The 25181-nt window shown below is 73.0% G+C and carries 20 protein-coding genes; 7 read left to right on the plus strand and 13 right to left on the minus strand.

Features of this window, described 5'->3' with window-relative positions:
• Window positions 1-18 precede the first annotated feature (18 nt).
• The 6 genes from Val02_RS03870 to Val02_RS03895 all read right to left on the minus strand — a co-directional run bounded on the left by Val02_RS03870 (window position 19) and on the right by Val02_RS03895 (window position 7703).
• Window positions 19-621 (minus strand): GTP-binding protein, encoded by a 603-nt coding sequence (locus tag Val02_RS03870; protein WP_203897421.1) that lies wholly within the window; start codon window positions 619-621, stop codon window positions 19-21.
• Window positions 599-1051: a DUF742 domain-containing protein gene (locus Val02_RS03875; RefSeq protein WP_203897422.1), complete on the minus strand. Its 453-nt coding sequence runs from the start codon at window positions 1049-1051 to the stop codon at window positions 599-601. The genes Val02_RS03870 and Val02_RS03875 overlap by 23 nt, the downstream gene beginning before the upstream one ends.
• Window positions 1048-1506: a roadblock/LC7 domain-containing protein gene (locus Val02_RS03880; protein ID WP_203897423.1), complete on the minus strand. Its 459-nt coding sequence runs from the start codon at window positions 1504-1506 to the stop codon at window positions 1048-1050. The genes Val02_RS03875 and Val02_RS03880 overlap by 4 nt, the downstream gene beginning before the upstream one ends.
• Window positions 1503-4451, minus strand: a complete 2949-nt coding sequence (locus Val02_RS03885) for a sensor histidine kinase (RefSeq protein WP_239152092.1) — start codon at window positions 4449-4451, stop codon at window positions 1503-1505. The genes Val02_RS03880 and Val02_RS03885 overlap by 4 nt, the downstream gene beginning before the upstream one ends.
• On the minus strand, window positions 4441-5622 hold the full coding sequence (locus Val02_RS03890) for a hypothetical protein (RefSeq protein WP_203897424.1): 1182 nt from the start codon (window positions 5620-5622) through the stop codon (window positions 4441-4443). The genes Val02_RS03885 and Val02_RS03890 overlap by 11 nt, the downstream gene beginning before the upstream one ends.
• A gap of 440 nt (window positions 5623-6062) precedes the next feature.
• Window positions 6063-7703, minus strand: a complete 1641-nt coding sequence (locus Val02_RS03895; RefSeq protein WP_203897425.1) for a DUF885 domain-containing protein — start codon at window positions 7701-7703, stop codon at window positions 6063-6065.
• Window positions 7704-7782: 79 nt separating this feature from the next.
• Between Val02_RS03895 and Val02_RS03900 the strand changes: the two genes are divergently transcribed.
• Window positions 7783-8583 (plus strand): pentapeptide repeat-containing protein, encoded by an 801-nt coding sequence (locus tag Val02_RS03900; RefSeq protein ID WP_239152103.1) that lies wholly within the window; start codon window positions 7783-7785, stop codon window positions 8581-8583.
• Between the two features lie 120 nt (window positions 8584-8703).
• Here Val02_RS03900 and Val02_RS03905 read toward each other — a convergent pair whose 3' ends face one another.
• Together Val02_RS03905 and Val02_RS03910 are read right to left on the minus strand one after the other, a co-directional pair.
• A complete protein-coding gene (locus Val02_RS03905) occupies window positions 8704-9549 on the minus strand; it encodes a metallophosphoesterase (RefSeq protein ID WP_203897426.1) in 846 nt (281 codons plus the stop codon).
• The gene (locus tag Val02_RS03910) at window positions 9542-10471 is read right to left on the minus strand and encodes an acetamidase/formamidase family protein (protein ID WP_203897427.1); all 930 of its coding nucleotides are present in this window, start codon (window positions 10469-10471) and stop codon (window positions 9542-9544) included. Before Val02_RS03910 ends, Val02_RS03905 begins: the two co-directional genes overlap by 8 nt.
• Before the next feature lie 93 nt (window positions 10472-10564).
• Between Val02_RS03910 and Val02_RS03915 the strand changes: the two genes are divergently transcribed.
• From Val02_RS03915 to Val02_RS03935, 5 genes are all read left to right on the plus strand, one after another.
• Window positions 10565-10912 (plus strand): YciI family protein, encoded by a 348-nt coding sequence (locus tag Val02_RS03915; protein ID WP_239152113.1) that lies wholly within the window; start codon window positions 10565-10567, stop codon window positions 10910-10912.
• A gap of 8 nt (window positions 10913-10920) precedes the next feature.
• Window positions 10921-12117: an RNA polymerase sigma factor gene (locus Val02_RS03920; protein WP_239152130.1), complete on the plus strand. Its 1197-nt coding sequence runs from the start codon at window positions 10921-10923 to the stop codon at window positions 12115-12117.
• Between the two features lie 20 nt (window positions 12118-12137).
• Entirely contained in the window at window positions 12138-13313 is a 1176-nt protein-coding gene (locus tag Val02_RS03925) for a metallophosphoesterase (protein WP_203897428.1), read from the plus strand.
• Window positions 13310-13984, plus strand: a complete 675-nt coding sequence (locus tag Val02_RS03930) for a hotdog fold domain-containing protein (protein WP_308439980.1) — start codon at window positions 13310-13312, stop codon at window positions 13982-13984. The genes Val02_RS03925 and Val02_RS03930 overlap by 4 nt, the downstream gene beginning before the upstream one ends.
• 82 nt (window positions 13985-14066) lie before the next feature.
• Window positions 14067-14594 (plus strand): GNAT family N-acetyltransferase, encoded by a 528-nt coding sequence (locus Val02_RS03935; protein WP_203897429.1) that lies wholly within the window; start codon window positions 14067-14069, stop codon window positions 14592-14594.
• A 567-nt stretch (window positions 14595-15161) separates the two neighbouring features.
• Here Val02_RS03935 and Val02_RS03940 read toward each other — a convergent pair.
• From Val02_RS03940 to Val02_RS03960, 5 genes are all read right to left on the minus strand, one after another.
• Window positions 15162-17987 (minus strand): DUF5682 family protein, encoded by a 2826-nt coding sequence (locus Val02_RS03940; RefSeq protein WP_203897430.1) that lies wholly within the window; start codon window positions 17985-17987, stop codon window positions 15162-15164.
• A 79-nt stretch (window positions 17988-18066) separates the two neighbouring features.
• Complete coding sequence (locus tag Val02_RS03945; RefSeq protein ID WP_203897431.1) at window positions 18067-19182, minus strand: ATP-binding protein; 1116 nt, start codon at window positions 19180-19182, stop codon at window positions 18067-18069.
• 12 nt (window positions 19183-19194) lie between these two features.
• Complete coding sequence (locus tag Val02_RS03950; protein ID WP_203897432.1) at window positions 19195-20502, minus strand: VWA domain-containing protein; 1308 nt, start codon at window positions 20500-20502, stop codon at window positions 19195-19197.
• Entirely contained in the window at window positions 20499-21887 is a 1389-nt protein-coding gene (locus Val02_RS03955) for a hypothetical protein (RefSeq protein WP_203897433.1), read from the minus strand. Before Val02_RS03955 ends, Val02_RS03950 begins: the two co-directional genes overlap by 4 nt.
• Entirely contained in the window at window positions 21887-22399 is a 513-nt protein-coding gene (locus tag Val02_RS03960; protein ID WP_203897434.1) for a hypothetical protein, read from the minus strand. Before Val02_RS03960 ends, Val02_RS03955 begins: the two co-directional genes overlap by 1 nt.
• 127 nt (window positions 22400-22526) lie before the next feature.
• On the opposite strand from Val02_RS03960, the gene Val02_RS03965 reads away from it, so the two are divergent.
• On the plus strand, window positions 22527-25178 hold the full coding sequence (locus tag Val02_RS03965) for a DUF4132 domain-containing protein (protein ID WP_203897435.1): 2652 nt from the start codon (window positions 22527-22529) through the stop codon (window positions 25176-25178).
• Window positions 25179-25181 lie beyond the last annotated feature (3 nt).

Raw genomic sequence — 25181 nt, forward strand, 5'->3', positions numbered from 1 at the left:
GGTCGGATATCTGAGCCTTTATGCCCTCAACGGCGAGCGGTGCGACACGGCCCGGTGCAGCGCCAGGTCCAGGACGACCAGCAGGGCGTCGCGGACCGAGGTGCGGTTGCGCGCGTCGAACGCCACGACCGGCGTGTGGTCCTGGATGGCCAGCGCCCACCGCACGGTGTCGAGGTCGGCGCCGAGCCTGCCGTCGAACGCGTTCACCGCCACGATGAACGGCAGGCCCACCTGCTCGAAGTAGTCGACCGCCGGATAGCAGTCGTCCAGCCGGGAGGCGTCCACCACGACCATCGCACCGAGCGCACCGCGGGACAGGTCGTCCCACATGTACCCGAAGCGCTCCTGTCCCGGGGTGCCGAACAGGTACAGCTTCAGCGAGTGGTCGATCGACACGCTGCCGAAGTCCATCGCGACGGTGGTGGTGCGCTTCTCGGTGCGCTGGCCCGGATTGTCGATGCCGACGGACTCGGCCGTCATCTCGGCCTCGGTGGTCAGCGGCGGGATGTCGGAGATCGCCCCGACGGTCGTGGTCTTGCCCACGCCGAACCCGCCGGCGATCACGATCTTGACGGGAACCGGTGGCCGTCGGACCGGTTCAGTGGATCGCGCGGAGTCCATTGATCACTCGCAAAATGGTGTCGGGGTCGAAGACGGGATCGGTCTCGAACGCGTGCAGGTCGAGGTAACCGGCGTGGTGCAGGTCGGCGACAAGGATCTTGATGACGCCGAGGTGCAGGTGCAGCCGAGCGGAGATCTCGGCCACGGACAGCGGCGACTGGCACAGGTGCAGGATGTGCTGCGACTCCGGTGCCATGGCCGCGACCAGGTGCGGCGGCGCCCCGGGCCGCGCGGTCACCTGTGTCTCGAGCTTGATGTCCGCGCTGTCGGCGTTCACCCGACCGCCGGTCAGGATGAACGGCCGCAGCGCCGCCTGGCCGGCCTGGGGGACCGGTTCGACGTGCTGCGACGGCGCCGGTGGGCGGGCCGGCGCGCCGGACAGGAACGGGCGGATCCTGGGTGCCCCACCGCCCTCCGGCGGGATGCTCACTGCTGGACGGCGTTCTTCAATTCAGCGATGAGGCGCGGCGTGAGGGCGGCACCGGCCCGGCGGGCGAACAGGGTCATCTCGTACGCCACCGCGCTGAGGTTGGCTGCCCGGGTCGCGATCACCCCGAGCACGGAACCGGCGCTGATCGAGGTCAGCAGCAGGTAGCCGTCGCTCATGTCGATGATCACCCGGTTGACCGAACCCAGCGTGTACCAGTGCGCCGGACCGGCCGCGAGGCTCGTCATGCCGGAGATCGCGGCGGCGAGACGGTCCGCGTTCGCCCGGTCCTTGGTCGCCGACATCGCCATGAGCAGGCCGTCCGAGGAGACGGCGACGGCCTCGACGACACCCGAGGTGCTGGAGGTGAAGGTGTCCAGCAGCCAGTTGAAGGTCTGCGCCTCCGAGCTGAGCTGCGGGCGTGCCTGAGCGCTGTCCTGGATGTAGGGACTGGTCATCGCGTCGTTCCTTCGTCGGTCGGCAGGGAGGGGTCGTTGAGCGCGCGGAACACGCCCGATTCAAACGCATCGATCAGGTCGCGTGCCTCGTCCGGATCGGGCAATCCGGGGTCGACGGCCGGACGGTTCATCGGCACCTCGTCGCCCTGCAGGGCACGGAGGCTCGCCCCCGGAACCCGGCGGGACAGGCCCCGGGGCGCACCGGCTGGGGCCGGTTCGTCCCGCGGGACCGGCTGGTCCCCTCGGGCCGGTACCGCCACGGGCTCCTGCGGCCGTACCGGCGGCCACTGGCGGGGCGGCGGTGCCAGGTCGGCCGGCGCCACCCGCTCCACCGGGGGAGCGAGGAACGCCGCCGACTGCGCGCCGAAGCCGAGCGGCTCCGGTTCGTACGCCGGCGCAGGGTCATACGCCGGTGGTGCCTGCGGGAACGTCGGCGCGGCCGCGAAGGCGTCCTGCGGGGCCACCTCGGCCCGCTGCACGGCGTCCTCGAAGCCCTCGAGCAGCGCCTGCACCTCGGCCGCCTCGGACGCCACGTCGGCGGCGGAGGAGAGGTCGGCCAGCGGGCTCGGCGGCGGGGCGCCGCGCAGCCCGGCGGGCAGGTTCGCCCCGGGGACCCGTCGGCGCACACCCGCGCCGTTGGTCCCGGCGGGCGGCGGTGGCGGCGGGTCGGCCGGCCGCGTGGCCGGTGGCCAGTTCGGGGGCGGGCCCGTCGGACCCACCCGGCGCGGCGCGGCCGTCGGCATCGGGGCTACCGCGGCGACCGGCGGATACTGCGGCGGCAGCGGCGCCAGCGGCTCCGTGGTGAACACCGCGCCGGACGGTGCCGGGCCGTCCGTGACGACCGGGATCTCCATGGTCGCGTCGATGGTGTTCCCCGAGTGGACGGCGCGGCGCGGCTGCTCCGGGGCCATCGGGGCGGCCCGGCCGGCCGCCGGCGGCAGTGCCGGTGCGGCGTTGCCGCCGATCGCGCGCTGCGGCATCGCGAAGCCGTTCCAGGACTTCGCGTTCTCCAGCTGCTTGGCGACGCGGGTCAGCGTCCCCATGTCCAGCGGCGTGGAGGCGCCGACGCTCACCAGTTCCTGGGGGCGGTGGTGGTGGCGGGAGGCGATGTGCACCGACGGGATCATCAGCGTGGCCGTGACGCCGCCGTCGGGCGTCTGGGCCAGCGACACCCCGATGCCGTGGCGCCGGGCGAGCCGGCCGACCACGAACAGGCCCAGCACCTCGGTCGGCACCAGGTCCAGCCGCTCGCGGCGGGTCAGTCGGGCGTTCTCCACGGCGATCTGCTCGGCCGGCATGCCGATGCCGTGGTCGATGATGGTCAGCCGGATGTCGGCCACGTACGGCTCGGCCGTGACCGTCACCGACGTGTGCGGCGGGGAGAAGACGGTGGCGTTCTCCATCAGCTCCGCCAGCATCAGCACCAGGTCCCCGATGATCGCCGGGGCGACCATGATGTCCTGCGGGATCTGCACGCTGACCCGGCTGTAGTCCTCGATCTCACCGAGCGCCAGGCGGGTGGTGTCCAGCAGCGCCAACGGCTCGATGTACGCGTCGCTGGTCGCCTCGCCGGAGAGCACGACCAGGCTGGAGGCGTTCCGCTGGAGGCGGCTGGCCATGTGGTCGAGGCGGTACAGCTGCTCCAGGCGGTCCGGCTCGGTCTCCCGGCCCTCGAGCGTGTCGATCAGTTGCAGCTGCCGGCCGGCGAGGTTCTGCGTACGGCGGCCGATGTGACCGAACATCTTCGCCACGTTGCGCCGCGAGGCCACCTGACGTTCCACCAGCTGGGCGGCGGTCTCCTGGAGCCGGTCGAACGCCCGCGCCAGGTCGCCGATCTCGTCCTTCGTGGTGATCTCCACCCGGTCGAGTCGCACGGGTTCGTGGTCGTCGACCTCCTCGTCGGAGACACGCACCAGCTCCTGCTCGGCGACCTGCGCCACGTGGCCGGCCGAGGTGGTCAGCCGGTCCAGCGGGATGGCGACCGCGCGGGCCGTCGCGATGGACAGCAGCAGCACCAGGACGAACATGATGAGCGCGAGGCTGGTGACGACGTACGCCGTCGTGGTCTCGGTGCGCTGCCGCTCCTGCATCAGGGCGTTCACGTCGGTGACGATCTTCGCTTCCACGAAGCGGCCGAGCGCGATGTAGGACTCCAGCGGGTCGAACAGGTTCTCCGGCGCCGCGAGCCGGGCCAGGGCCTGGCGCGGGTTGCTGGTGAAGTCCGAACCGGCGCCGCCGAGGCCGGCCTCCAGGTTCTGTGTCGCCTGGTCCTGCAGGAGCCGCTGCTCACGGGTCGCGAAGCTGCGGAACCGGGAGGTCGCCGTGCGCATCGCGGACAGCGTTCCCGTGAAGCTGACGATACTGGCGTCGGTCTTGGTCGCCGCCATGATCAGAACGAGACCGGCGGCGGAGGCGTTGCCCTCGTCCACCCGCAGCAGCGAGTCCAGCGCGATGACCTGCCGGCCCTCGGTCGTGGTCGCGTCGACGCCGTCGACGAGGTGCAGCGTGTTGATGAGGCGGTCGATCGCGGCCGAGTAGATCTGGTGGATGTCCTCGACCCGGGCGTTGCCGGACTCCACCACGATGCGTACGGCGGCGAGCGTGCTGATGTTGTGGATCGAGTCGCGCAGGTCGTCGGGGAGATCCTCGCCGTACTCCGCGTTGAGGTCGGTGACCCGGTCGGTGACGTTGGCGATCTGGAGCATGACGCGGCTGCGGTCGGTGAGGCCGAGCCGATGGCCGACCGCGAGCATCCGCTCCTGCTGCAGGTCGCGGATGAGCGCGCCGACGGCACCGGCGACCTGGACGTTGCGGGCCGTGTCGGCGGCCCGGTTCGCGTCCCGGACGTTGGTGACCGCGAGGCTGGCCGTCAGGACCGCCACCGCGATCAGCGGCGCCAGGACCAGCAGCGTCAGCTTGGTGCGGATGCGGAGGTTACCGAGCACGGGACCACTCCCGCTCCGCGTTGCGGGCACCGCCGTCGAGCGCGGCCAGCGCGGCGTACGGGTCGTCGTCGCGCGGCCGGCCGTGGGTCGGTGCGGGCGGCGGGCCGGGGGGACCGGACGGTGCGGTGGGGCCGGCCTGGCGCGGGGCCGGGGCCGGGCGGGCCGCCGGGCGGCGCAGGCCGGAGACCAGCAGGGCGGCCAGCGGCACCAGCGCGAGCAGGATGCCGGCGAGCAGCAGCAGTAACGCCATCAGGCGCGAGCCGCTCAGGTCGTCGCCGCGCTGCGCGATCAGGCCGTCGAGCTCGTCGAGGATGGTGGCGGCCAGTTCGACGCCGGCGGCCTGCAGCTCGACGCGGGCCGGGTTGACCCGGGAACTGTCGACCGGGGTGCGCCCGTCGAGCGCCGACAGCGACTGGGTCAGCGACTGCACGCCGCGCTGGAACCGGTCGAGGCGGCCGAGCAGGTTGCCGCTCATCGTGCGGCTGCTGGTGCCCTCGATGGCCGACTGGAGGTCCTGCGCGAGGTCGGAGACCGGCGACAGCACCCCGTCGCGGGCGGTCAGCAGGTTGGCGGTGGCCGTGGGCAGGTCGGTGCGCACCTTGCCGGTGAGGACCGCCAGGTCGGCGAAGCGGCCGGCGGCCACGATCGCCTCGGGCAGTTCCTCGGAGGCGCCGTCCTGCAGGTAGTAGGCGTCGGCGTCCTGCTCACGGATCAGGTGGGAGCGGTCGCGCACCTGGTCGTAGAGGGCGAGCAGGAGTTCGGCGGCCTCGCCGTAGTTGTTGTAGACCGTGGTCGCGTCCGGGGTGTCGCCGCCGAGCAGGCCCTCGATCTTCTCGCGGAGGCTGGTCCAGCGCTCGTGGGTGTGCAGCGAACCGCCGATGCGGGCGTCGACCGCGGCGGTGGCGGCGACGGCCTGGGTGAGCGTCTCGCGCTTGAACTCCCGGCCGGCGACGGCGGCGGACTGCGCGTCCGTCAGGGCGATGGTCAGCGGCCCTAAGGTCTTCAGGTACTCGATGCCCAGCCGTTCCTGGTCGGCGGTGGCGATGCGGTCGCCCTCCTCGCCCCAGGTCCGGCCGAACAGGAGGCCGACCGGTACCACCAGTGCCACGGCCAGCAGGCCGCGCAGTACCAGTGCGGTGACCGGATACGACCGGGTCGTGTGTGTCGCCATGTTCAGGCCTCCGGCAGTGCATTCTCGAATTCGGCTACGCCGCGTAAAGCCACCCGTGGGCGGGCTCCGGATTGCTGCGTAATTCCGGTGCCGGTCCGAGACGGTAAACCAGAATTCGCTGAATCGGGTCCCCAGTTGGTCGAAGAGTTTTCGATTACACGTAGCCAATTCGAAGGGTTGCCGGCGAGTAGCATTGCGTGATCGACATTTGTCCGGATCGCGGTAGTAGGAGTTTGATGTTCGCATCGCGCTGATGTGCCATGCGTGGGCGTTATCTACGGATAAACCGGTGAGGCTGCCCTCACCCGGGTCACGGCGCCGGACCCGGCCACTTCCCGTGCGTAGTCACGAAGCGTGGCATCGACTCGGGTCGTCATATTGCGTTCGGCGCCCCCGGGCGCGTCCTCCGAGAGCGCCGTATTCGGACTATGAAATCGACGTTATTCGTTCGATGCGTCGATCCTGCGGAGGGTGTCCACCAAGCCGTCCAGTCCGATGGGGCCGACCTCAAGGGCAGCCGTGTGCCACCGTTTCAGGTCGAATCCGCTCCGCCGTCGGGCCTCCTCGCGGGCGGCCACCCAGACCCGTTCGCCCAGCTTGTAGGAGATGGCCTGCGCCGGCCAACCGAGGTAGCGCACCAGCTCAGCGTGGATGCGCGCCTCGATCAGATGCCCCCGCTCGCGCAGCACCGTGGACGCCCGATCGAACGTCCACGCTTGACCGGCCCACTCCGTGCCCGCCGGCAACGGCAGCCCGACGTGCACCCCGATGTCGACCACGACCCGCGCCGCCCGCCACGCCGAACCGACGAGCATCCCGATCCGGCTGCCCGGTTCGGTGTACCAGCCCAACTCGTCGGCGAGCCGTTCGGAGTAGAGCGCCCAGCCCTCGGCGTTCGCCGGCACGAACACCGTGCGGGCGAAGCGTGACAGTGCGTCACCGGAGGCCTTCATCGCTCCGAACTGCAGATGGTGCCCGGGCACGCCCTCGTGGAACACCGTCGCCAGTTCGTTCCAGGTGGCGAAGCGGTCCCGGCCGGACAGCGGCCACCACGTGCGGCCCGGGCGGCTCAGGTCCTCGCTCGGCGGCGTGTAGTACGGCGCGCCGGAGTTCGAGTCGTGGGCGATCGTCACGTCGACCGTGCGCAGCTTCGCGGGGATGTCGAAGTGCACGCCGTCGAGCCGGTCGACCGCCCGCTCGTGCCACTCCTTGAGCCAGGCGTGGTACGCGTCGACGCCGGTGACGTACTCGGTCCCGTTCAGCAGGTCGATCGCCTCCGCGACCGACGCGCCGGGGCTCAGCTTGTCGGACTCGGCGACCAGTTCGGCCTCCAGGCGGTCCAGCTCCGCCCAGCCCCACTCGTACGCCTCGTGCGGGTCGAGGTCGGTGCCGAGCATCTTGCGGGCCAGCACCTTGTACCGCTCCAGGCCGACGCCGTCCGCCTGGGCCGCCCGCGGCGCGTACTCCTCCCGCAGGAAACGGGCCGTCTCGGCGTAGGCCTCGTGCGCCCGTTCCGCCGCCGCCGCGAGTTCCGCGACGAGCGTGCCGTCCGCCTCCGCGGCGAGCTTCGCGTGGGTGCCGCCCGCGTACCGGTCCGCCTGGACCGCGGCCTCCAGGGCCTGGCGCCGCGCCGCGGGCAGTCCGGTCGCGAGCCCGTGCGCCAGGCTCGCGCGCCATCCTTCGAGCATCGCGGGAACGTCACCGAGGCGCGTCAGCACCCGACGCCAGCCCTCCTCGTCGGCGTGTGCGATGAGGTGCACCCCGTCGCGGACCTGGGACAGCGGCCCGAACTGCGCGCGCAGCTGCCGCCACTGCTCACCCGTCTCGTGCCAGGCGGCGTCGGCCTCGAGGCGTTCGCGCAGGTGCGCCGCGGCCCGCCGGTCGGCCTCCGAGGTCGGCTCCAGCGGCGCGAGCCGGCCCAGGGTGGCGGCGATCAGCTCGGCCCGGGCACGGTAGCCGTCCGGGCCGTAGTCGGTGCCGTTGCCGGCGCCGCCCACGATGCCGTGCATCTCGGCCTGAACCGGGTCCAGGGCGGCCCAGGCGGTGATGTACTCGTCGCACAGTTCGAAGATCGGTGTCACCCCGCCAACCTATCGATCACGTCCCGTGGCGGCACGTCCCCGGCCGCGGGGACAGCGGGCGCGGGTAGGCTCGTTCGTCGTGCCCGCACCGTTGGACCGTGCCCCGCTTCGCGCGGACTGCGCGCGTTGCGCCGCGCTGTGCTGTGTGGGACTCGCCTTCCAGGCCTCGGCGGACTTCGCGATCGACAAGCCGGCCGGCACGCCGTGCGTCAACCTCCTGCCGGACAGCCGCTGCGGCATCCACGACCGCCTGCGCGAGAACGGCTTCGCGGGCTGCGTCACCTACGACTGCTTCGGTGCCGGCCAGCGGGTGACCCAGGAGACCTTCGGCGGGCGGCCGGCGCCGGGGATGTTCGCGGCGCTGGAGGTCGTGCGTCAGCTGCACGAGCTGCTCTGGTACCTCGCCGACGCCCGCGAACGCCCCGCGACCCGCCCGCTGCACGCGGCCCTGGGCAAGGCCGCCGCCGCCACGGAACGCCTCGCCGCCGGCGACCCGGAGGCACTGCGCACGCTCGACGTGGCCGCCCACCGCACCGAGGTGAACGCCCTGCTCCTGCGGGCGAGCGCACTGGTGCGGGCGGCGCACCGGGGCCCGGACCGGCGCGGCGCCGACCTGATCGGCCGGGACCTGCGCAAGGCCCGGCTGCGCGGCGCGGACCTGCGCGGCGCCTACCTCATCGGCGCCGACCTGCGCGGCGTGGACCTTCGCGAGGCCGACCTGATCGGCGCCGACCTGCGGGGAGCCGACCTGCGCGCCGCGGACCTGACCGGCGCACTCTTCCTCACCCAGTCCCAGGCGCAGTCCGCGAGAGGCGACGCGTCCACCCGCCTCCCCACCACACTCCTGCGCCCCACACACTGGACCGCCGAACGTGTGTGAGCTCACGGAGGTCAACAAGCTAGTTGATATCCCTGAGCTCACACACGTCCGCAGTGAACTCACACCCGTGCGGCGGCACGGCGGTCGGTCGCGCCCACGACGGACGCGCGTAGACGGAAGCTATTGAAATGCGCGGTGGACGCGGGCCGCGTCGGGATACAGCGGCCGCAACCCCGCACGCGCCACCTCGGCCGCGGAACCGGCGGGACGGCCCAGGTCCCACTCCAGGTAGACCTTGTCGCCGTCGTGGCAGCCGAAGCTCGTCGACACGCACAGCAGCGGCTCGTGCTCGATCCAGTGGCCCTCGCGCACGACGTCGTGCCCAAAGACCGCGACCCGGGCGGACGGGTGCAGGGCGCGGAGAAAGGCCCGGGCCCGCTCCGGCGTCGTCGTGCGGGCCCAGAGCAGCGCGCCCAACGGGCCGGCGGCCGTCATGCGATGCGTGGGCGTGTCGACGTTGCCGCGCAGGTCGATCGCCTCGAGGTCGGCGGGCCCGGAGATCCGCGCGTGCGGCGCCCCGTGGGTGAACGCGATCCCGGCGCCGGGCGCCACCGCCGCGAGCGCCCACGTGGACAGCCAGCCGCGGATCGCATCGAAGTCGCCGTACCGCGCCTCCAACGCGGCCGCCTCGTCGTCGTGGAACTTCGACAGCCGCGGCCCGCCGAGGTGCGCGTGCTCGTGGTTGCCGAGCAGGAAGTGCACCCGCCCGGGGAACTCCTCGGCCAGCCGCAGCGCGTGGGACAGCAGTTCGGGGGTGCGGTCGGCGTAGAAGCTGCCCAGGTGTTCGGGCCAGTGCCGGCGGGGGATCGCGGGGCCGTGCACCAGGTCGCCGCAGAAGAGCAGGTGCGCGTCGGAACCGAGGTCGCGGAAGCGGTGCTCGACGGCGTGGAAGTCCTCGAGATTGCCGTGCAGGTCGGTGACGGCCAGCAGCGTGCCCGTCGCCGGAAGGGCGATGACCCTAGGCATCCAGCACGCCGTCGCGCAGAACGGCGTGCGCGCCCACCGTGCGGTTGACGATCTGGGTGATCCGCAGGTCGACGGCGACGCTCGCCAGGGCGGCCGCCTCGGCGCGCTTCACCCCGTGCTCGCGGCCCATCAGGTCGAACATGGCGTTCAGGGCCTGGTACATCGCGGCGTCGACGGTGTCGCCGAGCCCGAGCGTCAGCCATGCCCCGCCGGAACGCACCACCGGGCCGCCGATCGGCAGGTCGTCGCGCAGGTCGAAGGTGAGCGTGACCCGCTCCATCGGGCACTCGACCGCGGTGCCGCCGACCTCCCCGTCGCCCTGCGCGGCATGCCCGTCGCCCACGGAGAAGAGCGCCCCGTCGACCGGCACCGGCAGGTACAGCGTGCTGCCGGCGACGAGATCCTTGAGGTCGAGGTTGCCGCCGTGCGCCCGCGGCGGGATGGTCGAGTGCCGACCCGGCTCGGCCGGCGGCATGCCCAGCACCCCCATGAACGGCCGCAGCGCCACCCGGTGCCCGAACTGGTTCACGCCGCGCATGGCGGCCGGGTCGAGCGTCCAGTCGAGGACGGCGTACTCGTCCAGCAGCCCGTACGCCTCGGTGAACGGCGTCGGCCGCCCACCCGCCACGGTCGCGCCGTAGGCGCCGGGCACCACCGCGTCGACGTTCACCACGAGGGTCGTGCCGGGTCGGGCGCCGCGCACGGCCACCGGGCCGATGAGCGCGTGGCCGTAGCCGGTGCGGTGCTGCGGGACGCGTTCCCAGAGGCTGGGGTCGAGGCCGGGCTGGGCGCCGGTGCGCCACCAGCAGTCGAGCGTGCGGAACGTGACCGTGTCGCCCGGGTCGATCGTCAGCACCGGAGCGGCGTCGGGGTCGAAGAAGCCGTGCAGGGTCGTGTCGTCCGGGACGAGGGTGTACTCCACCCGGCCCATCGTGCCGAAAAATCATCGCGCCGTCGCTGTCGATTTCGGCGGGGAGCGTTCGTTCAGAGGGTGTAGACAGGCCCGAAGGAGGCGATGGAGATGACGCAGTACCTGCTCGCGGTATACCAGCCCGACGGTGAGCCGCCGCCGCCCGAGTTCCTCGAACCGATCATGGAAGCGGTCGGCAAGGTCGAACAGGAGTGCAAGGACTCCGGCGCGTGGGTGTTCTCGGGCGGGCTGACGGGGGCCGAGAGCGCCACGGTGGTGCGCGTGCAGGACGGCCGCGAACTGCTCACCGACGGGCCGTTCGCCGAGGGGAAGGAACACCTCGGCGGCTTCACCATCGTGGACGTGCCGGACCTGGACGCGGCCCTGGTGTGGGGGAAGAAGTTCGCCGCCGCCACCGGCCTGCCGTTGGAGGTCCGCGCGTTCCGTTGGTAGCAGATCCGGTGGTAGTGGATCTCGACTCGCTGTACCGCGCGGAGTACGGCCGCGCGGTCGCGATCGTGACGCGCGTGACGGGTGACCTGGACCTGGCCGAGGAGTCGGTCCAGGAAGCCTTCACGTCGGCGGCGGCCCGCTGGCCCACGGCCGGGCCGCCGCCGAGCCCGGTGGGCTGGATCATCACGACCGCCCGCAACAACGCCGTCGACCGGCTGCGCCGCGAGTCCCGCCGGGCGACCAAGGAGGCCGCGTTCGTCGTCGACCCGGAGCCGGAGGAGGTGGGACCCGTGTACGACGACCGGCTGCGGCTGATCTTCACCTGTTGCCATCCGGCGCTCGCCCCGGCGGCCCGCGTGGCGCTGACGCTGCGCCTGCTCGGCGGGCTGACGACGCCGGAGATCGCGCGGGCGTTCCTGGTGCCGGAGAGCACGATGGCGCAGCGGCTGGTGCGCGCCAAGAACAAGATCCGCGAGGCGCGCATCCCGTACCGGGTGCCGGCCGAGGCGGACCTGCCGGACCGGCTGTCGGGCGTGCTGGCCGTGCTCTACCTGATCTTCAACGAGGGCTACGCGGCCAGCGGCGGCGACGCGCTGGTGCGCGCCGAGCTGTGCGCCGAGGCGATCCGGCTCGGGCGGGTCCTCGCCGAACTGATGCCCGACGAGCCGGAGGCGCTCGGCCTGCTCGGGCTGATGCTGCTCATCGAGGCCCGCCGGCCGGCCCGCACGACCCCGGACGGCGCGCTGGTGCGCCTCGCCGACCAGGACCGGACGCGCTGGGACGCCGGACTGCTCGCCGAGGGGCGGGCCCTGGTGCGCCGCTGCCTGCGCCGCGACCGGCCCGGGCCGTACCAGCTCCAGGCGGCGATCAACGCCGTGCACAGCGACCCGCCGCCGACCGACTGGGGCCAGATCCTCGCGCTCTACGACCACCTGCTGGCGATCGCGCCGTCGCCGGTGGTCGCGCTGCACCGGGCGGTCGCGGTGGCCGAGGTGCACGGGCCCGTCGCGGCTCTTCGCCTCGTGGACGAGCTTCCGTTGGAACGGCACCACGTCTACCACGCCGTCCGGGCCGACCTGCTGCGCCGGCTGGGTCGCACCGATGCGGCCCACGAGGCCTACGGGACGGCCGCCGACCTGACGGGCAACGAGGCCGAACGGGCCTTTCTGAGAGCCGCACAGGAAGCGTTGGTCGAGCGGCAATAACGCGTGTAATGCTGGGCGACATGTCAGCTGACGTGGTTCAACCGGCGCGGCGCTCCCTCGTGCGGCCGCTCCTCTTCGGGCTCATCCTCATCACCCTGCTGGGGCTGCTGTTCGGTGTGCCGTGGTGGACCCTCGTCGCCGCCGGGCAGTGGCCGACCGGTGTGTTCGTGGCGGGCACGGCGCTGTTCGCGGTGGCGGTGCTGGCGTTCCCCGTGCTGATGTTCCGGGGACACGCGCGGGGCAACGACGGCGCGACGGTCACCGCGGACGTCCTCCTCGGCGCGATCTGGGTGCTCTTCACCTGGTCCGTGATCGGCAACCTGCTGCGGCTCGCGCTGATCGCCGCCGGGGTCGAGGACCCGACGCGCTCCCGCGCCGTCGCCGTCTCGGTCACCGTGATCTCGGCCGTCCTGCTCATCTGGGGGAACGTCGAAGCGATGCGGATCCCGCGCATCCGCCGGGTCACGGTCGACCTCCCACGCCTCGCGCCCGGCCTGGACGGCACCAAGGTCGTCCTGATCACCGACACCCACTACGGCCCGATCGACCGCGTCGCCTGGTCCAAGGGCGTCACCGAGGCCGTGAACGCGCTCGAGCCCGACATCGTCTGCCACACCGGCGACATCGCCGACGGCAGCGTGGAGCAGCGCCGCGACCAGGCCGCCCCGCTCGCCGACATCCGCGCGAAGCTCGCCCGCACCTACGTGACCGGCAACCACGAGTACTTCGGCGAGGCCGACGTCTGGATGACGCACATGCGCGACCTCGGCTGGGAAGCGCTGCACAACCGGCACATCGTCGTCGAACGCGACGGCGCGTCGCTGGTGATCGCCGGCGTCGACGACCGCACCGCCAAGAACTCCCGCCTGCCCGGCCACCGCGCCGACCACGCCACCGCCCTCGCCGGGGCCGACCCCGACCTGCCGGTGCTGCTGCTGGCGCACCAGCCGAAGCAGATCGACGACGCGGTCGCGCACGGCGTCGACCTGCAGCTGTCCGGGCACACGCACGGCGGGCAGATCTGGCCGTTCTCCTGGCTGGTGCGCCTCGACCAGCCGGTGGTGCAGGGCCTGTCCCGGCACGGCGCGCGCACCCAGCTCTACACCAGCCGCGGCACGGGTTTCTGGGGGCCGCCGTTCCGGGTGTTCGCGCCGAGCGAGATCACCGAACTGACGCTGCGGTCCGGGGCGGCGTGAGGATCACGGTCGGGGCGCGGTTCAACGGGCCGCCCGGGTCGGGGAACGGTGGATACTGCGCGGGGCTCTTCGCCTCGGGTGCGGGGCTCTTTTCCTCGGGTGCGGGCAGTGCGGTCGAGGTGACGTTGCGCAAGCCGCCGCCGCTCGACACGCCGCTGTCCATTGTGGACGGTGAGGTGCGGGCACCGGACGGGACGCTCGTCGCCACCGTGTCCGTGGGGGCACCGGTCACGGAGACCGTGCCGGCGGTGCCGTGGGACGTGGCGGAGGCGGCCGCGCGGACGTACGACGGGTTCGCCGGGCATCCGTTCGGGACGTGCTACGTGTGCGGGCCGGACCGCGTGGACGGGCTGGGCATCTACCCCGGACGGCTCGCCGACGGGACGACCGCGGCGCCGTGGACCGTGCCGGGCGAGGTCGGCCCCGAGACGGTGTGGGCCGCACTCGACTGCCCCGGCGGCTGGACCGTCCTCGGGCCGGACCGCGCCTGCGTGCTGGGGCGCATCGCCGTTCACATGAGGGAACTGCCGAAGCCCGGATCGCGGTGCGTCGTCCGCGGCGCGCTCGTGACGTCCGAGGGGCGCAAATCCCTGGTGCACACGACGCTGTACGGGCCCGACGGGGCCGAACTGGCGCGGGCCCGGGCCACCTGGATCGAGATCACGATCTGACCGGCTACCGGATCGCCCAGAGTTGGCCGCCGGGGGGCCGCCGCGGCCGGGCGGGCGCGTCGGCGCGGCCTAGCATGACCCGGTGAACGAAAAGTTGACCTACCGCACCGCCACCGAGGACGACGTGCCCGCCCTGGTGGAACTGGTGCAGTCGGCCTATCGCGGCGACGTCAGCCGGCAGGGCTGGACCAACGAGGCGGACATCCTCGAGGGCCAGCGCGTCGACGCCGAGATGGTGACCGCCGCGGTGAACGACCTCGCCGCCGTCGTGATCGTCGCGCACGCCGGCGCCGAGATGGTTGCCTGCTGCCACCTCGAACGGCGGGACGGCTTCGCCTTCTTCGGGATGTTCGCCGTGCGGCCCACGCTGCAGCGCGGCGGAGTGGGGCGGGCGGTGCTCGCCGAGGCCGAACGCGTCGCGCGCACCGACTGGGACGTGGCCGAGGTGCGGATGACCGTCATCGGCCTGCGCGAGGAGCTGATCGCCTGGTACGAACGGCGTGGCTACGCGCGCACCGGCGAGTCGAAGCCGTTCCCGTACGGGGACCTCCGCATCGGCGTGCCGCTGCGGAACGACCTGCGCCTCGTGGTCCTGTCGAAGAAGGTCTGACCGCTTTTCGTGCGCCGATCTTGCCCGGCGCTCGTGGCGTCGGCGGCGGCGCGTCCCCGTGTCGCCTGCGTCGCCTGCGTCGATCTTGCAGTTGTGGTGCCCGTTGTGTTGATTTTGGCGGTGATTGTTCCCGCCATAGGTGCAAGCTCGATGAGCGGTGCGGCCTGGTGCGGCCTGGTGGGTCCCGGTGCCGGGCGTGGGTGACGGGCGCCCCGGCAGGGCGACCGGCTTGGGCGCGGGGGCGCATCCGAGGGCGACGGCGTCTCGGGTCGCCGCCCGCCGCATGGGTGATGTCCGGTGTGTCGGCTGTCAGCCGCCTGCCGCCGTCGGGTGATGTCCGTGGGTCAGCCGCCCGCGTCCGCTGTCGGGGGTTATGCGCCAAGCGCGGCCCGCCGGTGATGTTTCCTGCGTCGGCCGCTCGCCGCCCGCCGCCGGGGCGATGTGCCGTGCGTCGGCTGTCGGCCACTGCCCCGGCGGGGTGATGTGCCGTGCGTCCGTCGACCGCCGCCGTGGATGGGTGGGCCGGCCGCGCGGGGCCTGGGAAATTGTCACCGCGCGGCCGGGGCTTCAGGGTGACAGCAGCGCCGCGAGGGCGCGTGCCGTCTCGGGATGGGACTCCAGCAGGGCCTGCGCCTCGGCGGCGCCCGTTCCGGTGGTGCCGTGTGCGCCGTTGACGCCGGCCGGTCCGGCCCCGGCGGGGGTCACCGCGCGCCAGCCGGGCTCGAGGCCGAGGAGCGCGGCCAGCGCGTCCGTCGCCGCCGGGTGCGCCGCGAGCAGGTCGGCCGCCGGCCCACCGACGGGCAGCGCGACGGCCGTGTGCGTCGCCGGAGCGGTGCGGCGCTCCCAGGGTGGGGTCCAGGCGTCGACGGCGGCCAGGCCGGCCGGGAAGGTCCGCGCCGCTTCGCGCACCAGCACGGGGACCAGTTCGCCCGCCTGCTCCTTGAGCGTGGTGATCAATGTCGGCAGCCACGGCAGCAGCACTGGATCCGGCAGCCGCGCGAACGCCTTCGACATGGCCTCCACGACGAAGCCCGCGAGGCCCGGTGCCGGTTCGAGGGACTGCACGAAGCCGCTCAGGTACTGCGGGAACGCCGGCACCACCAGCGGGTTGTCGAGCAGCGCGTCGGTCCGCTCACGCAGTTCGGCGATCGTGAGCTGGCCCAACTGCGTGCGTGCCGCCCACAGCAGCGCCACCTTGGCGGGCGACTCCGGATGCGACTGCCGCACGGCCAGTTCGAGCTGCGCCCGGTCGCAGCCCAGCGACAGCGCGAGGCTCTCCAGCGTGAACAGGAAACCGAGCATCGCGGCCACCTGCCGCACCGGCGTCTCGTCCTCGACGAAAGCCGTCGGCAGCAGCGTGCAGTAGTGCGCGTACCCGACCTTGACGAACTCCTCGCACCAGTGCGGCAGCGCGGGCTCGGCCGTCCGGTAGTAGGCGAGCAGGCCGCGGATGCGGCGCAGCACCTCGGGGGCGTCGTCGACGGTGCGCTCGGCGGCGAGCAGTTCGACGGCGCGGCCGCCCAACTCGTCGGTGAAGCGCCTGCTGTCGAGGTACAGCAGCGCGTCCTCCACCGCTTCGAGCGCCTTCGCGGCGGTCGCCTGCGGCTCCCGGACGGCTTTGCGCAGCCGCTGCTCGAGCACCTGCTCGACGGTGACGCCCTCGTAGCCGAGTTCGATGATGGCGCGCTGGTTGCGGCCGATGTCGAGATCCCAGCTCTCCTGCGGCGAACGCTGGCCGAGCCGCCGCTGGCCCATGATCGGCCGCACCGCGCCCCGCGGCAGCAGCCGGCGCAGCACCCACAGCAGGTGCGAACAGGGCACCAGCTCCGGCTCGGCGTCGAGATTCATCAGCGCCCGCTGGATGGTGCGCCGGTCGAGGTCGAGGCCCAACGGCGCGAGCCGGTCGTAGACGTCGCGGGCCAGCGGCGGCAACGCGTCGTAGCCCACCTGCCCGATCCGGTCGCCGCCGAGCAGGATCTCGCACAGGCGGCGGACGTCCCGCCGGCCCGGCACCACGTCCTTCTCGATGCACGTGACGGCCGCGTCCTGGAAGTCGTACGGGGTGGGGCGGCGCCGGTTGCGCATCCCGGCCAGGAGGATCGACGTCTCGAAGACCGCGATCGCGTCGGCGGTGCTCGCCAGGTAGCCGTTGCGGCGGGCGAGGCGCACGATGTCGACGCTCCAGCCGAGCAGTTCCTCCTCGTCCAGGCCGTGCAGGAGGGGTGGGCCGGAGAGGAACCCGCTCAACCGGTCGGTCGTGGGCGGGTCGACGACCGGCTGCGCGGCGAGTGCCTTTTTCGCCCGTTTGCGGCTGCCCTGCTGGCCGTCGAGCTGGAACGGCGTCACCGCGTAACGCGTCAGCGCCCGGCTCCACGTGGCGCCCGCGATCGACACCGACCCCGACGCCAGCCCGAACTGCGCCTCGATCGCCCCGTGGCTCGACGGGATCAACCCGTACAGCCATCGGGTGGCGGTGCGCGGCGACGGTTCGTAGGCCTCGGCGGGCTCCGCCGACCCGAACTGCGCCACCCGGCTCGCGGCGTGGAACGCACCGCACACGTACAGGCAGTCGGCCCGGTCGGTGCCGGTCGCCGCGAGATGTTCGCGCATGCGGGTCCACATGTAGCGCTCGCGGTCCTCGTCGCGGGCGAGCCGCTCATCGCCCCGGGACGGTGCCAGCCGGCGGAACAGGCTGCCGATGAGCACCATCACCTGGCGGTACTCCTCGTAGTCCGCCCCGACGAGCGGCTGCTCCACGTACTGGTCCCACCACTCCGACCAGTGCCGCACCTTGCCGTGGTGCAGCAGGTGCTCCTCCAACTCCGCGAAGCGGGGCCGCAGGTCGCCGATCTCGATGCCGACGGCGTCGCCGTGCAGATCGGTCTCCTCGTCGTCCACTGTGGACTGCGGAGTCTCGGGTTCGCGCGGCAGCCACTGGAACACGTGGTCCGTGGAGCGGTCGACGAGGACCAGTTCGACGCCGGGCGTGTCCAACGCGTAGGCGATCGCCTGGTACTCGGCCGACGCCTCGGTGATCGGTGCGACGACGTTGAGCGGCGACCAGTCCTTCGGAAAGCCGTCGGTCTCGGACGCGAACGCCTGCAGCGCCACCGGCAGGCGGCAGTTACGCAGCTCGTCGAGGAGGGGGCGCAGGTCCTCACACAGTTCCAGATAAATGACCTTGGGCTGCTTGGCCCGCAGCCGGCGCACCATCGCCAGCCCCGACGAGGGGGAGTGGTGGCACACCGGGAAGATCTCCAACGGCTCGGCGAGCGCGCGGTCGACGTCGTCGACGATCCCGGCCAGGATCTCGGACAGCGCGTCGGGGCCGCCGGCGAAGCGCGCGGCGGCGTCGACCAGCTGCCCGCGCAGGGCGGAGAAAGCGCCGCTCATGTCACCGCCTCGCTTCGCTCACCGGCGCCATGAGACGCGTGGCGCGCAGTGCTGATGATTCGCTCCCGCAAGCGTCCGCTCATGACAGTGTGCTGATCGCCTGGCGGCCGCCCTCCAGGAACGCCGGCCACTCGCCGCCGTCCTGCTTGCTGCGCGGCTCCACGACACCGTGCCAGTACTTGTTGAGGATGGCCAGGTCCTCGGGGCTGCGCCGGGCCAGCGACCCGACCAGCGAGCCGGCGAGCGTCTCCGCCCGCAGCGTGCGGTCGCCGAAGAAGTTGCTGTGCAGCACCGCGTCCTCCAGCACGCCGATCTGCTCGGCGGTCGACAGCGCGGACTCCAGCCGCTCGTCGTCGCTGCCCGCCGCCGCGGACGCCGCGCGCAGGTCGGCGAAGCTCTGCAGCAGGATGTCGAGCAGCGTCGGCGGCACCTCCAGCTCGATCTCGTGCCGGCGCAGCAGCTCGACCGTGCGGAACCGGACGATCTCCGCCTCGCTCTTCTTGTTGGTCACCACGGGGATGCGCACGAAGTTGAAGCGCCGCTTGAGGGCGGACGACAGGTCGTTGACTCCCCGGTCGCGGCTGTTGGCCGTCGCGATGATGGAGAAGCCGGGCTGCGCGAACGCGATGTTGTCGGTGCTCAGCTCCGGGATGGAGATGTACTTCTCGGACAGGATCGAGATGAGCGCGTCCTGCACGTCGCTGGTAGAACGGGTCAGCTCCTCGAAGCGCCCGATGCGGCCGGTCTCCATCGCCGTCATGATCGGCGAGGGGATCATCGACGCGCGGGACTGTCCCTTGGCGATCACCATCGAGACGTTCCACGAGTACTTGATGTGGTCCTCGGTCGTGCCCGCGGTGCCCTGCACGACCAGGGTCGAGTTGCGGCAGATGGCCGCGGCGAGCAGTTCGGCCAGCCAGGACTTGCCGGTGCCCGGGTCGCCGATCAGCAGCAGCCCGCGGTCGGAGGCGAGCGTCACGATGCTGCGTTCGACGAAGCTCCGGTCGCCGAACCACTTCTGGCTCACCTCGCGGTCGAGCCCGTCGGCGCGTTCGGAGCCGAGAATGAACAACCGCACCATGCGTGGGCTCAGCCGCCACGTGAACGGCTTGGGCGCGTCGTCGATCGACTCCAGCCAGTCGAGCTCCTCGGCGTACTTGACCTCGGCCGGCGGGCGCAGAATCTCGTCGGACATTGCGGTGCTCTCCTAGGTGAGGAAGTTCTTCAGCTCGAAGACGAGCTTCTTGATGTGCCCGGACAGGACGGGTGTCCCGAGGTCCTTGAACTTCTCCCGGAACCACGGGTTTACGCTCTGGTGGCCGCCGCTTCCGACCGACCCGACGGGGATGACCCGCACGCCGGAGCGGTGCAGCCCGGCCAGCCCGTCGAAGACCTCCTGGTGCTTCCACTCGTAGTAGTCGGAGATCCACACGACGACGGTGTTGCGCGGGTCGGCGACCTTCGGCCCGGCGAGCAGCAGCGCGGCGGTGCCGTCGGTGCCGCCGCCGAGCTGGGTGCGCAGCAGCACCTCGAACGGGTCCTTCACCCACGGAGTCAGGTCGATCGCTCGCGTGTCGTACGCGATGAGGTGCACGTCGACCTTCGGCAGGCCGGCGAAGATCGACGCGAGGATGGTGCAGTTGACCATCGCGTCGACCATCGAGCCGGACTGGTCGACCACCACGATCAGCCGGGCCGGCGTGGTGCGGCGGGCGGTGTGCCGGTAGTAGAGCGCGTCGACGTAGAGACGCTCGTCCTCCGGGCTCCAGTTGGTGAGGTTCTTCCAGATGGTGCGCTCGATGTCGAGGTTGCGGAACACTCGCTTCGGCGGCACCGACCGGTCGATCGTGCCGACGCTGGTCTGCTCGACCTGCGTGCGCAGCACCTCCGCGACCTCGTCGACGAACCGCCGGATCAACGCCTTCGCCTGCGCCAGCGCGACCCCGGAGAGGTTGTGCTTGTCGCGCAGCAACTGCTCGATGAGCGACATGCTCGGGGTGAGCTGCCGCGCCAGGGCCGGGTCGGCGAGGACCTCGCGCAGTTGCATCCGCTTGACGAGGTCGCCCTCGATGCCGGCGAGCACCCCGCCGATGTCGCTGTCGCGCGGCCGCTGCCGCAGCGATCCCGGTGCGCAGCCGAGCCCCTGCTCGAACCAGCCAGCGTCGGACTGCCACCCGGCCAGCTGCGTGGCGGTGACGTTGCCCGTGCCGGTGGCGAAGACGTTGAGCAGCAGCTTGGAGACGAGGGCCGCGCGACGGACCTCCTCCGCGCCGGTCTCCTCCGACGTAGCGTCCTCCGGCGAGGGCGCCATCAGGCCACGGAACTCCTCGGCCAGCTCCGGATGGCGCTGCACCACCGTGTCGACCGACACCGACGGGTCGAGCAACGCGGTCGGCAGGCCGATGTCGTCGACGATCGCGACGCTGGCCGACTCGAGGGCCCGCTGCTCCTCGGGGTCGAAGAGCCGCGCGATGAGCCGCCAGTAGAGGACCTGGCGACGAGCCTGTGCGTTCATTTGCGCAGCAGCCTTCCCGCGCGTTCGCGTAGCACGGACACCGCGTCGCCGGCCTTCGCCGCGGCCTTGACCACCTTGGGATCGGTCGGTCCCAGCGCCCAGTCGCCGGTGTGCGTGGCGACCGGCTTGCGCTTCACCGTGCCCCGCACGGCGAGCGGCCGCAGCGACCACCGGCCGGCGTCCCAGCGCAGCAGCCCGATGCAGGCCTCGGCGGCGGCCACCGCCTCGGCGGTCAGCGGCCCGCAGTCGGGTAGGGACTCGACGTCGACCGTGAGCGTCTCCCCGTCGATGTCGAACCCGCCCTCGCCGGCCGTGAAGCCCTCGATCAGGACCGGCGTCGCGACGCCCACCGGATGGCGGTCCAGCGGGTGCACCGGTGGCGCGACGGCGCCCGGCAGCAGCACCCGCGCGGTCGCGAACGGGTCCGCCGGCGCACCGGCGCTCGCACGCTCGTCGTGCCACACCAGGTCGCCGCCGGGCAGCAGCGGCATGTCCACGAGGTCGAGGGCGTGCCCTCCGGCGAGCGCGCCGAGCAGCACCGGCCGGTCGCCGAACAGTTGCCACACGGCCGGCCCGACGATCGTGTCCACCTTGGCCGCGACGAGGTTCGTACGCACCAGCCGGGGAGTGTCGCCGCCCGCCGGCTCGAGCACGCCGTGCACCTGGACCCGCACCGCGGTGGCGTGCTCGTGCACGTCGACCCCGAGCACGAGCAACCGCCCGGTCACGTCGGTGGCGCCGGCGGCACCCCACGCGCCCGCGCGGGTCAGCAGCAGCGCGCGGGACCACAGGTCGGCCCAGCGGCGCTCCGGCAGGCGGGGCATCGTCGCCACCGGCGAACTCGCCCGCAGCTCGTCGGTGAGCCCGTCGAGGAGCACCGCGACGCGGCGCAGTGCCGGCTCGCCGTAGAGCGCCTCGACCAGCGGCGCCGACGCCGAGACGAGCTCGTGGTCCACACCGCGCCAGCCGGTGACGGCGACCTCGGTGAGCCAGGCCCGGACGCCGGCGAGCAGGTTTGGTGCGACGGGTGGGCCTTCGGAGGCCGACGGCTGCCATGACTCGCGTGTCCGCCCGAGCGCGGCGTCGCAGCGCGCCAGCAGCGCGTCGTGCGCCGCGCCCAGCAACGCGGCCCGCGCGGCGGCGAGCGCGCTCAGGTGCTCCTCGGAGACCGAACCGGCGGCCACCTTGGCGACCGCGTCGGCCACGGCGTCCCCGAGCGGACTGCCCGCGACGGCGCCCGCGAGGACGGTCAGCCGGCCGGCGCGTTCCTCACCGAGTCGCGCGAACCCGTGCCCGAGCGCGTCGTCGAAGCCGTCGACCAGATCCAACGCACCGTCCACATCGGACAGTGGCGCGCGCAGCTCCGCGAGATTGCTGCCCCGCATCAGCGCGCCCCTCCCGTCGGGAACCAGTCCAGCTCCGGCACCGGCGCCACACTCACCGGAACCTCCAGATACGCCAGGTGCCGCAGGAACCGGCTGAACACCGTCGCGGCCGGTGTCGAATCGCGCTGCCCGCGCAGCTGTGCCATCAGCTCCGCACCGCTCTCACCGGCCGCGTCGACCTGCAGATAACGCGCCACCCGCGCGAACCCGTGCTGCAACACGGCTTCGTCCACAAGGGACTGAAGGTGCTTGCAGGGGCGTGACCCGAGGCCGCCGCAGGGGCGGTTGTTGTTGGTGCTGCAGGAGAAGCCGTGCGTGCCCGCGCCGATCGACGACACGTACACCCGCGCGATGTCCGAACCGCTGGAGACAACACCCTGCAGCCGCCCGTCGGCCAGCTCCACGAACGGCACCTTCGCCAGCTTGCGCGGCCGCACGGGCGGCACGACCCGCGCGGTGCTTGCGCGCTCCCACCCGGAATCGTGCTTCTCAAAAGCACTCTCGTCGTCCACCCGCGTATTTGTACCCCATCGAAGAAAGCCGCGATATCCCGTCATTCTTTGACGGTGTTTTCGCGTCGTATCGGCCCTGAACTGCCCCTTCGGGAAAATGTCGGACCCCACGGTTAGGTTGCGCGGCATGTCTGTGGTGGGCCGGGACGACGGCGAGATCAAACGAGCACCCGTGGTGCGTGGCGACCTTCGGCTGCCCGGATTGCTGCTCCGTCCACCGTGGACGGTCGACCGTCCGGCCGCGCGTCCGCCGATGATGCCCGGGCTGCGCTGCCCCGACGCCGTGTGCCTGAGTTGGGAGCCCGGCGAGCGGGCCGGGTGGTGGGAGTTCGCGGCGGCGGTGGGCGTTCCGCGGCGGCGGCCGGACTGGGAAAGCGTCGCCGCACGACAGCGCGACGGGGTGCTGGAGCCGTTGTGGCAGGCGGCCTTCTTCCTGCACGGCCCCGCCGATCTCGCGCGCCCGTTGGTCGGTGCGTGGCTGCCCGACTGGTCCGGCGACACGGGCCGGTGGGCGCGCGCGGCTCTCGCGCGCTTCGGGCTGGACGCGGTGCCGTTCGCCCTCGCGGTCGCCCACGACGGGCCGGGCTGCGCCGAGGTCCTGCTGCCGCTCACCGGACCGCCGGTCGCGACGCTCGTCGCGCGCTGGCTCGGTCGCGCGGACGGCGAGGAGCGCCGCCGGGTGGCCCGTGCCTGGCTGCGCCGTCACCCCATGGCGGCCGCCCGTGCCCTGGTGCCGCACGCCCTCGGTCGCATCTCGGTCGAACGCCACATGGCCGGCCGCGCGCTGCGTGCCCTGGTCGCGGCCGGTCATCGGCCCACCGTCGAGGAGGCCGCCGCGTCCTACGGCGCACCGGCCGACGAGGCCGTGCGGCGGCTGCTCGACGCGGACCTGTTCGCGGCGCTGCCGGTGCGGGTGCCCGGGCTGCCCGACTGGGCGGAGCCGGACCGCCACCCGGCGATCCGCCTGCGCGACACCGACACCGCCGGGCACACGGGCACCGCGTTCCTCCACGGCACCGACGGCGTGCCGCCCGTCCGCGGCGACACCGAGCGGCGCGGTGCCGACCGAGTGCCACCCGCCCGCGGCGATGCCGCGCGGCGTCGCGCCGACGGCGTGCCGTCCCCCCGTGGTGATGCCGGTCGGCGTGGTGCCGGCGACATGCCACCGGCTTTCGGCGATGCCGCGCGGCGTGCCGTGGACGGCGTGTCGTCCGTCCGCGACGGTGCCGGCCGGCGTGGTGGCGGCGACATGCCACCGGCTTTCGGCGAAGCTGCGGGGCGTGGTGGCGGCGATGGGCCGGGCAGCCCGGACGACGGGGTGGTGCGTGGGGTCGATTCCGTGCGGCAGGGCGGCAGCGTCGTCGGGTTGTCGGTGGGCGGTGCCGCGTCCCGGGCCGGCGCGATCGCGCTGCGCGGCGGCGGCGTGCTGTCCGCACGCGCCACCCGGCACCTGACCGTCATGCTCGCCATGTCCCGCCCCGGCGCCCCGTACCCCGGCGTCGCGCAGGCGGCGGCCGCCTGCGACCCGGCGAGCCTGGCCGCGTTCGGCTGGTCGCTGTTCCGGGACTGGCTGGCGTGCCACTCGCCACCGGAAGGCGCCTGGACCCTGCTGGCGCTCGGGCTGATCGGCGACGACACGACCGTGCGCCGGCTCGCGCCCTACGTGCGCCGCTGGCCAGGCCGCGCCTCGCCGGCCCGCGCGGTGACGGCGCTGGAGGCGATCGCGGCCATCGGTTCGGACGTGGCGCTGCGGCACCTGCACCTGCTCGCCGGCCGCGCGGAAAACCCCGGGATCCGTGCGCGGGCCGGTGCGCTGCTGGCCGAGACGGCGGCGGCCCGCGGGCTCACCGGCGAACGCCTCGCCGACCGGCTGGTCCCCGACGCCGGGCTCGATGCGGACGGCGGCATGTCGCTCGACTACGGTCCGCGCCGCTTCCGGGTGGGGCTCGACGCGAAGCTGCGGCCGTTCGTGGTGGACGCCGCGGGCGAACGCGCCTCGGAGCCGCCCCCGCCGGCGTTCGGCGACGATCCGCAGCGGGTCGCGGCGGCGCGGGACCGGTTCGCCCGGCTGCGGCACGAGCTGCGCACGCTCGGCGCCGACGAGATCCGGCGGATGCAGCGGGCCATGGTCGACGGGCGGCGCTGGGGCGGGGCGGAGTTCCGGGAGTTCGTGGTGCGCCATCCGCTGCTGCGGCACGTCGCGCACGGGCTGGTATGGGGTGTGTTCGACGGGGCGGGCGCGGCGACGGGCACGTTCCGGCTGGTGGCCGGTGAGCCGGTCGACGTGCACGGGCGGCCGTTCCCGGTCAGTGACACGGCGCGGGTCGGTGTGGCGCATCCGGTGCACCTCGACGGTGTCGCGCGGCGGTGGGCGGAGGTGCTCAAGGTGCAGCCGTTCGCCCAGCTGCGCCGCGAGGTCGGTCGGCTGCGCCCCGACGAGGAACGCCGCACCGTGCTGGTCCGCTACGCCGGCCGGACAATGCCGGCGAGCCACCTGTCGGCGTTGCGCTGGCACGGCTGGCGGCCGGGCGAGGCTCTCGACGACGGCCTGCGCCACTGGATCGAACGCGACCTGCCGGGCGGCCTCTCCGCGGTGGCGACGGTGGCGCCCCCGCTCGCCGCCGGGCTGGCCGACGGGGGAGACCGCACGCTCACCGGGGTCGCCGTGCTGGGCCGGCACGACGACCGTTCGGCGCCCGGCGGCGGCCTGCCGTGGGGCGAGGTCGACCCGGTGCTCGTCGCCGAGATCCTGCGCGACCTCGACCGCGCGGTGCCCTGAGAT

The sequence above is a fragment of the Virgisporangium aliadipatigenens genome, assembly GCF_016863615.1.
GTDB classification, from domain to species: Bacteria; Actinomycetota; Actinomycetes; order Mycobacteriales; family Micromonosporaceae; genus Virgisporangium; species Virgisporangium aliadipatigenens.

Excerpts from the sequence above, each read along its gene's own strand:
- Val02_RS03870 (WP_203897421.1), bottom strand. The coding sequence starts at position 621 with ATGGACTCCGCGCGATCCACTGAACCGGTCCGACGGCCACCGGTTCCC.
- Val02_RS03880 (WP_203897423.1), bottom strand. The coding sequence starts at position 1,506 with ATGACCAGTCCCTACATCCAGGACAGCGCTCAGGCACGCCCGCAGCTC.
- Val02_RS03890 (WP_203897424.1), bottom strand. The coding sequence starts at position 5,622 with ATGGCGACACACACGACCCGGTCGTATCCGGTCACCGCACTGGTACTG.
- Val02_RS03905 (WP_203897426.1), bottom strand. The coding sequence starts at position 9,549 with ATGCCTAGGGTCATCGCCCTTCCGGCGACGGGCACGCTGCTGGCCGTC.
- Val02_RS03915 (WP_239152113.1), top strand. The coding sequence starts at position 10,565 with ATGGAGATGACGCAGTACCTGCTCGCGGTATACCAGCCCGACGGTGAG.
- Val02_RS03925 (WP_203897428.1), top strand. The coding sequence starts at position 12,138 with ATGTCAGCTGACGTGGTTCAACCGGCGCGGCGCTCCCTCGTGCGGCCG.
- Val02_RS03940 (WP_203897430.1), bottom strand. The coding sequence starts at position 17,987 with ATGAGCGGCGCTTTCTCCGCCCTGCGCGGGCAGCTGGTCGACGCCGCC.
- Val02_RS03945 (WP_203897431.1), bottom strand. The coding sequence starts at position 19,182 with ATGTCCGACGAGATTCTGCGCCCGCCGGCCGAGGTCAAGTACGCCGAG.
- Val02_RS03950 (WP_203897432.1), bottom strand. The coding sequence starts at position 20,502 with ATGAACGCACAGGCTCGTCGCCAGGTCCTCTACTGGCGGCTCATCGCG.
- Val02_RS03955 (WP_203897433.1), bottom strand. The coding sequence starts at position 21,887 with ATGCGGGGCAGCAATCTCGCGGAGCTGCGCGCGCCACTGTCCGATGTG.
- Val02_RS03965 (WP_203897435.1), top strand. The coding sequence starts at position 22,527 with ATGTCTGTGGTGGGCCGGGACGACGGCGAGATCAAACGAGCACCCGTG.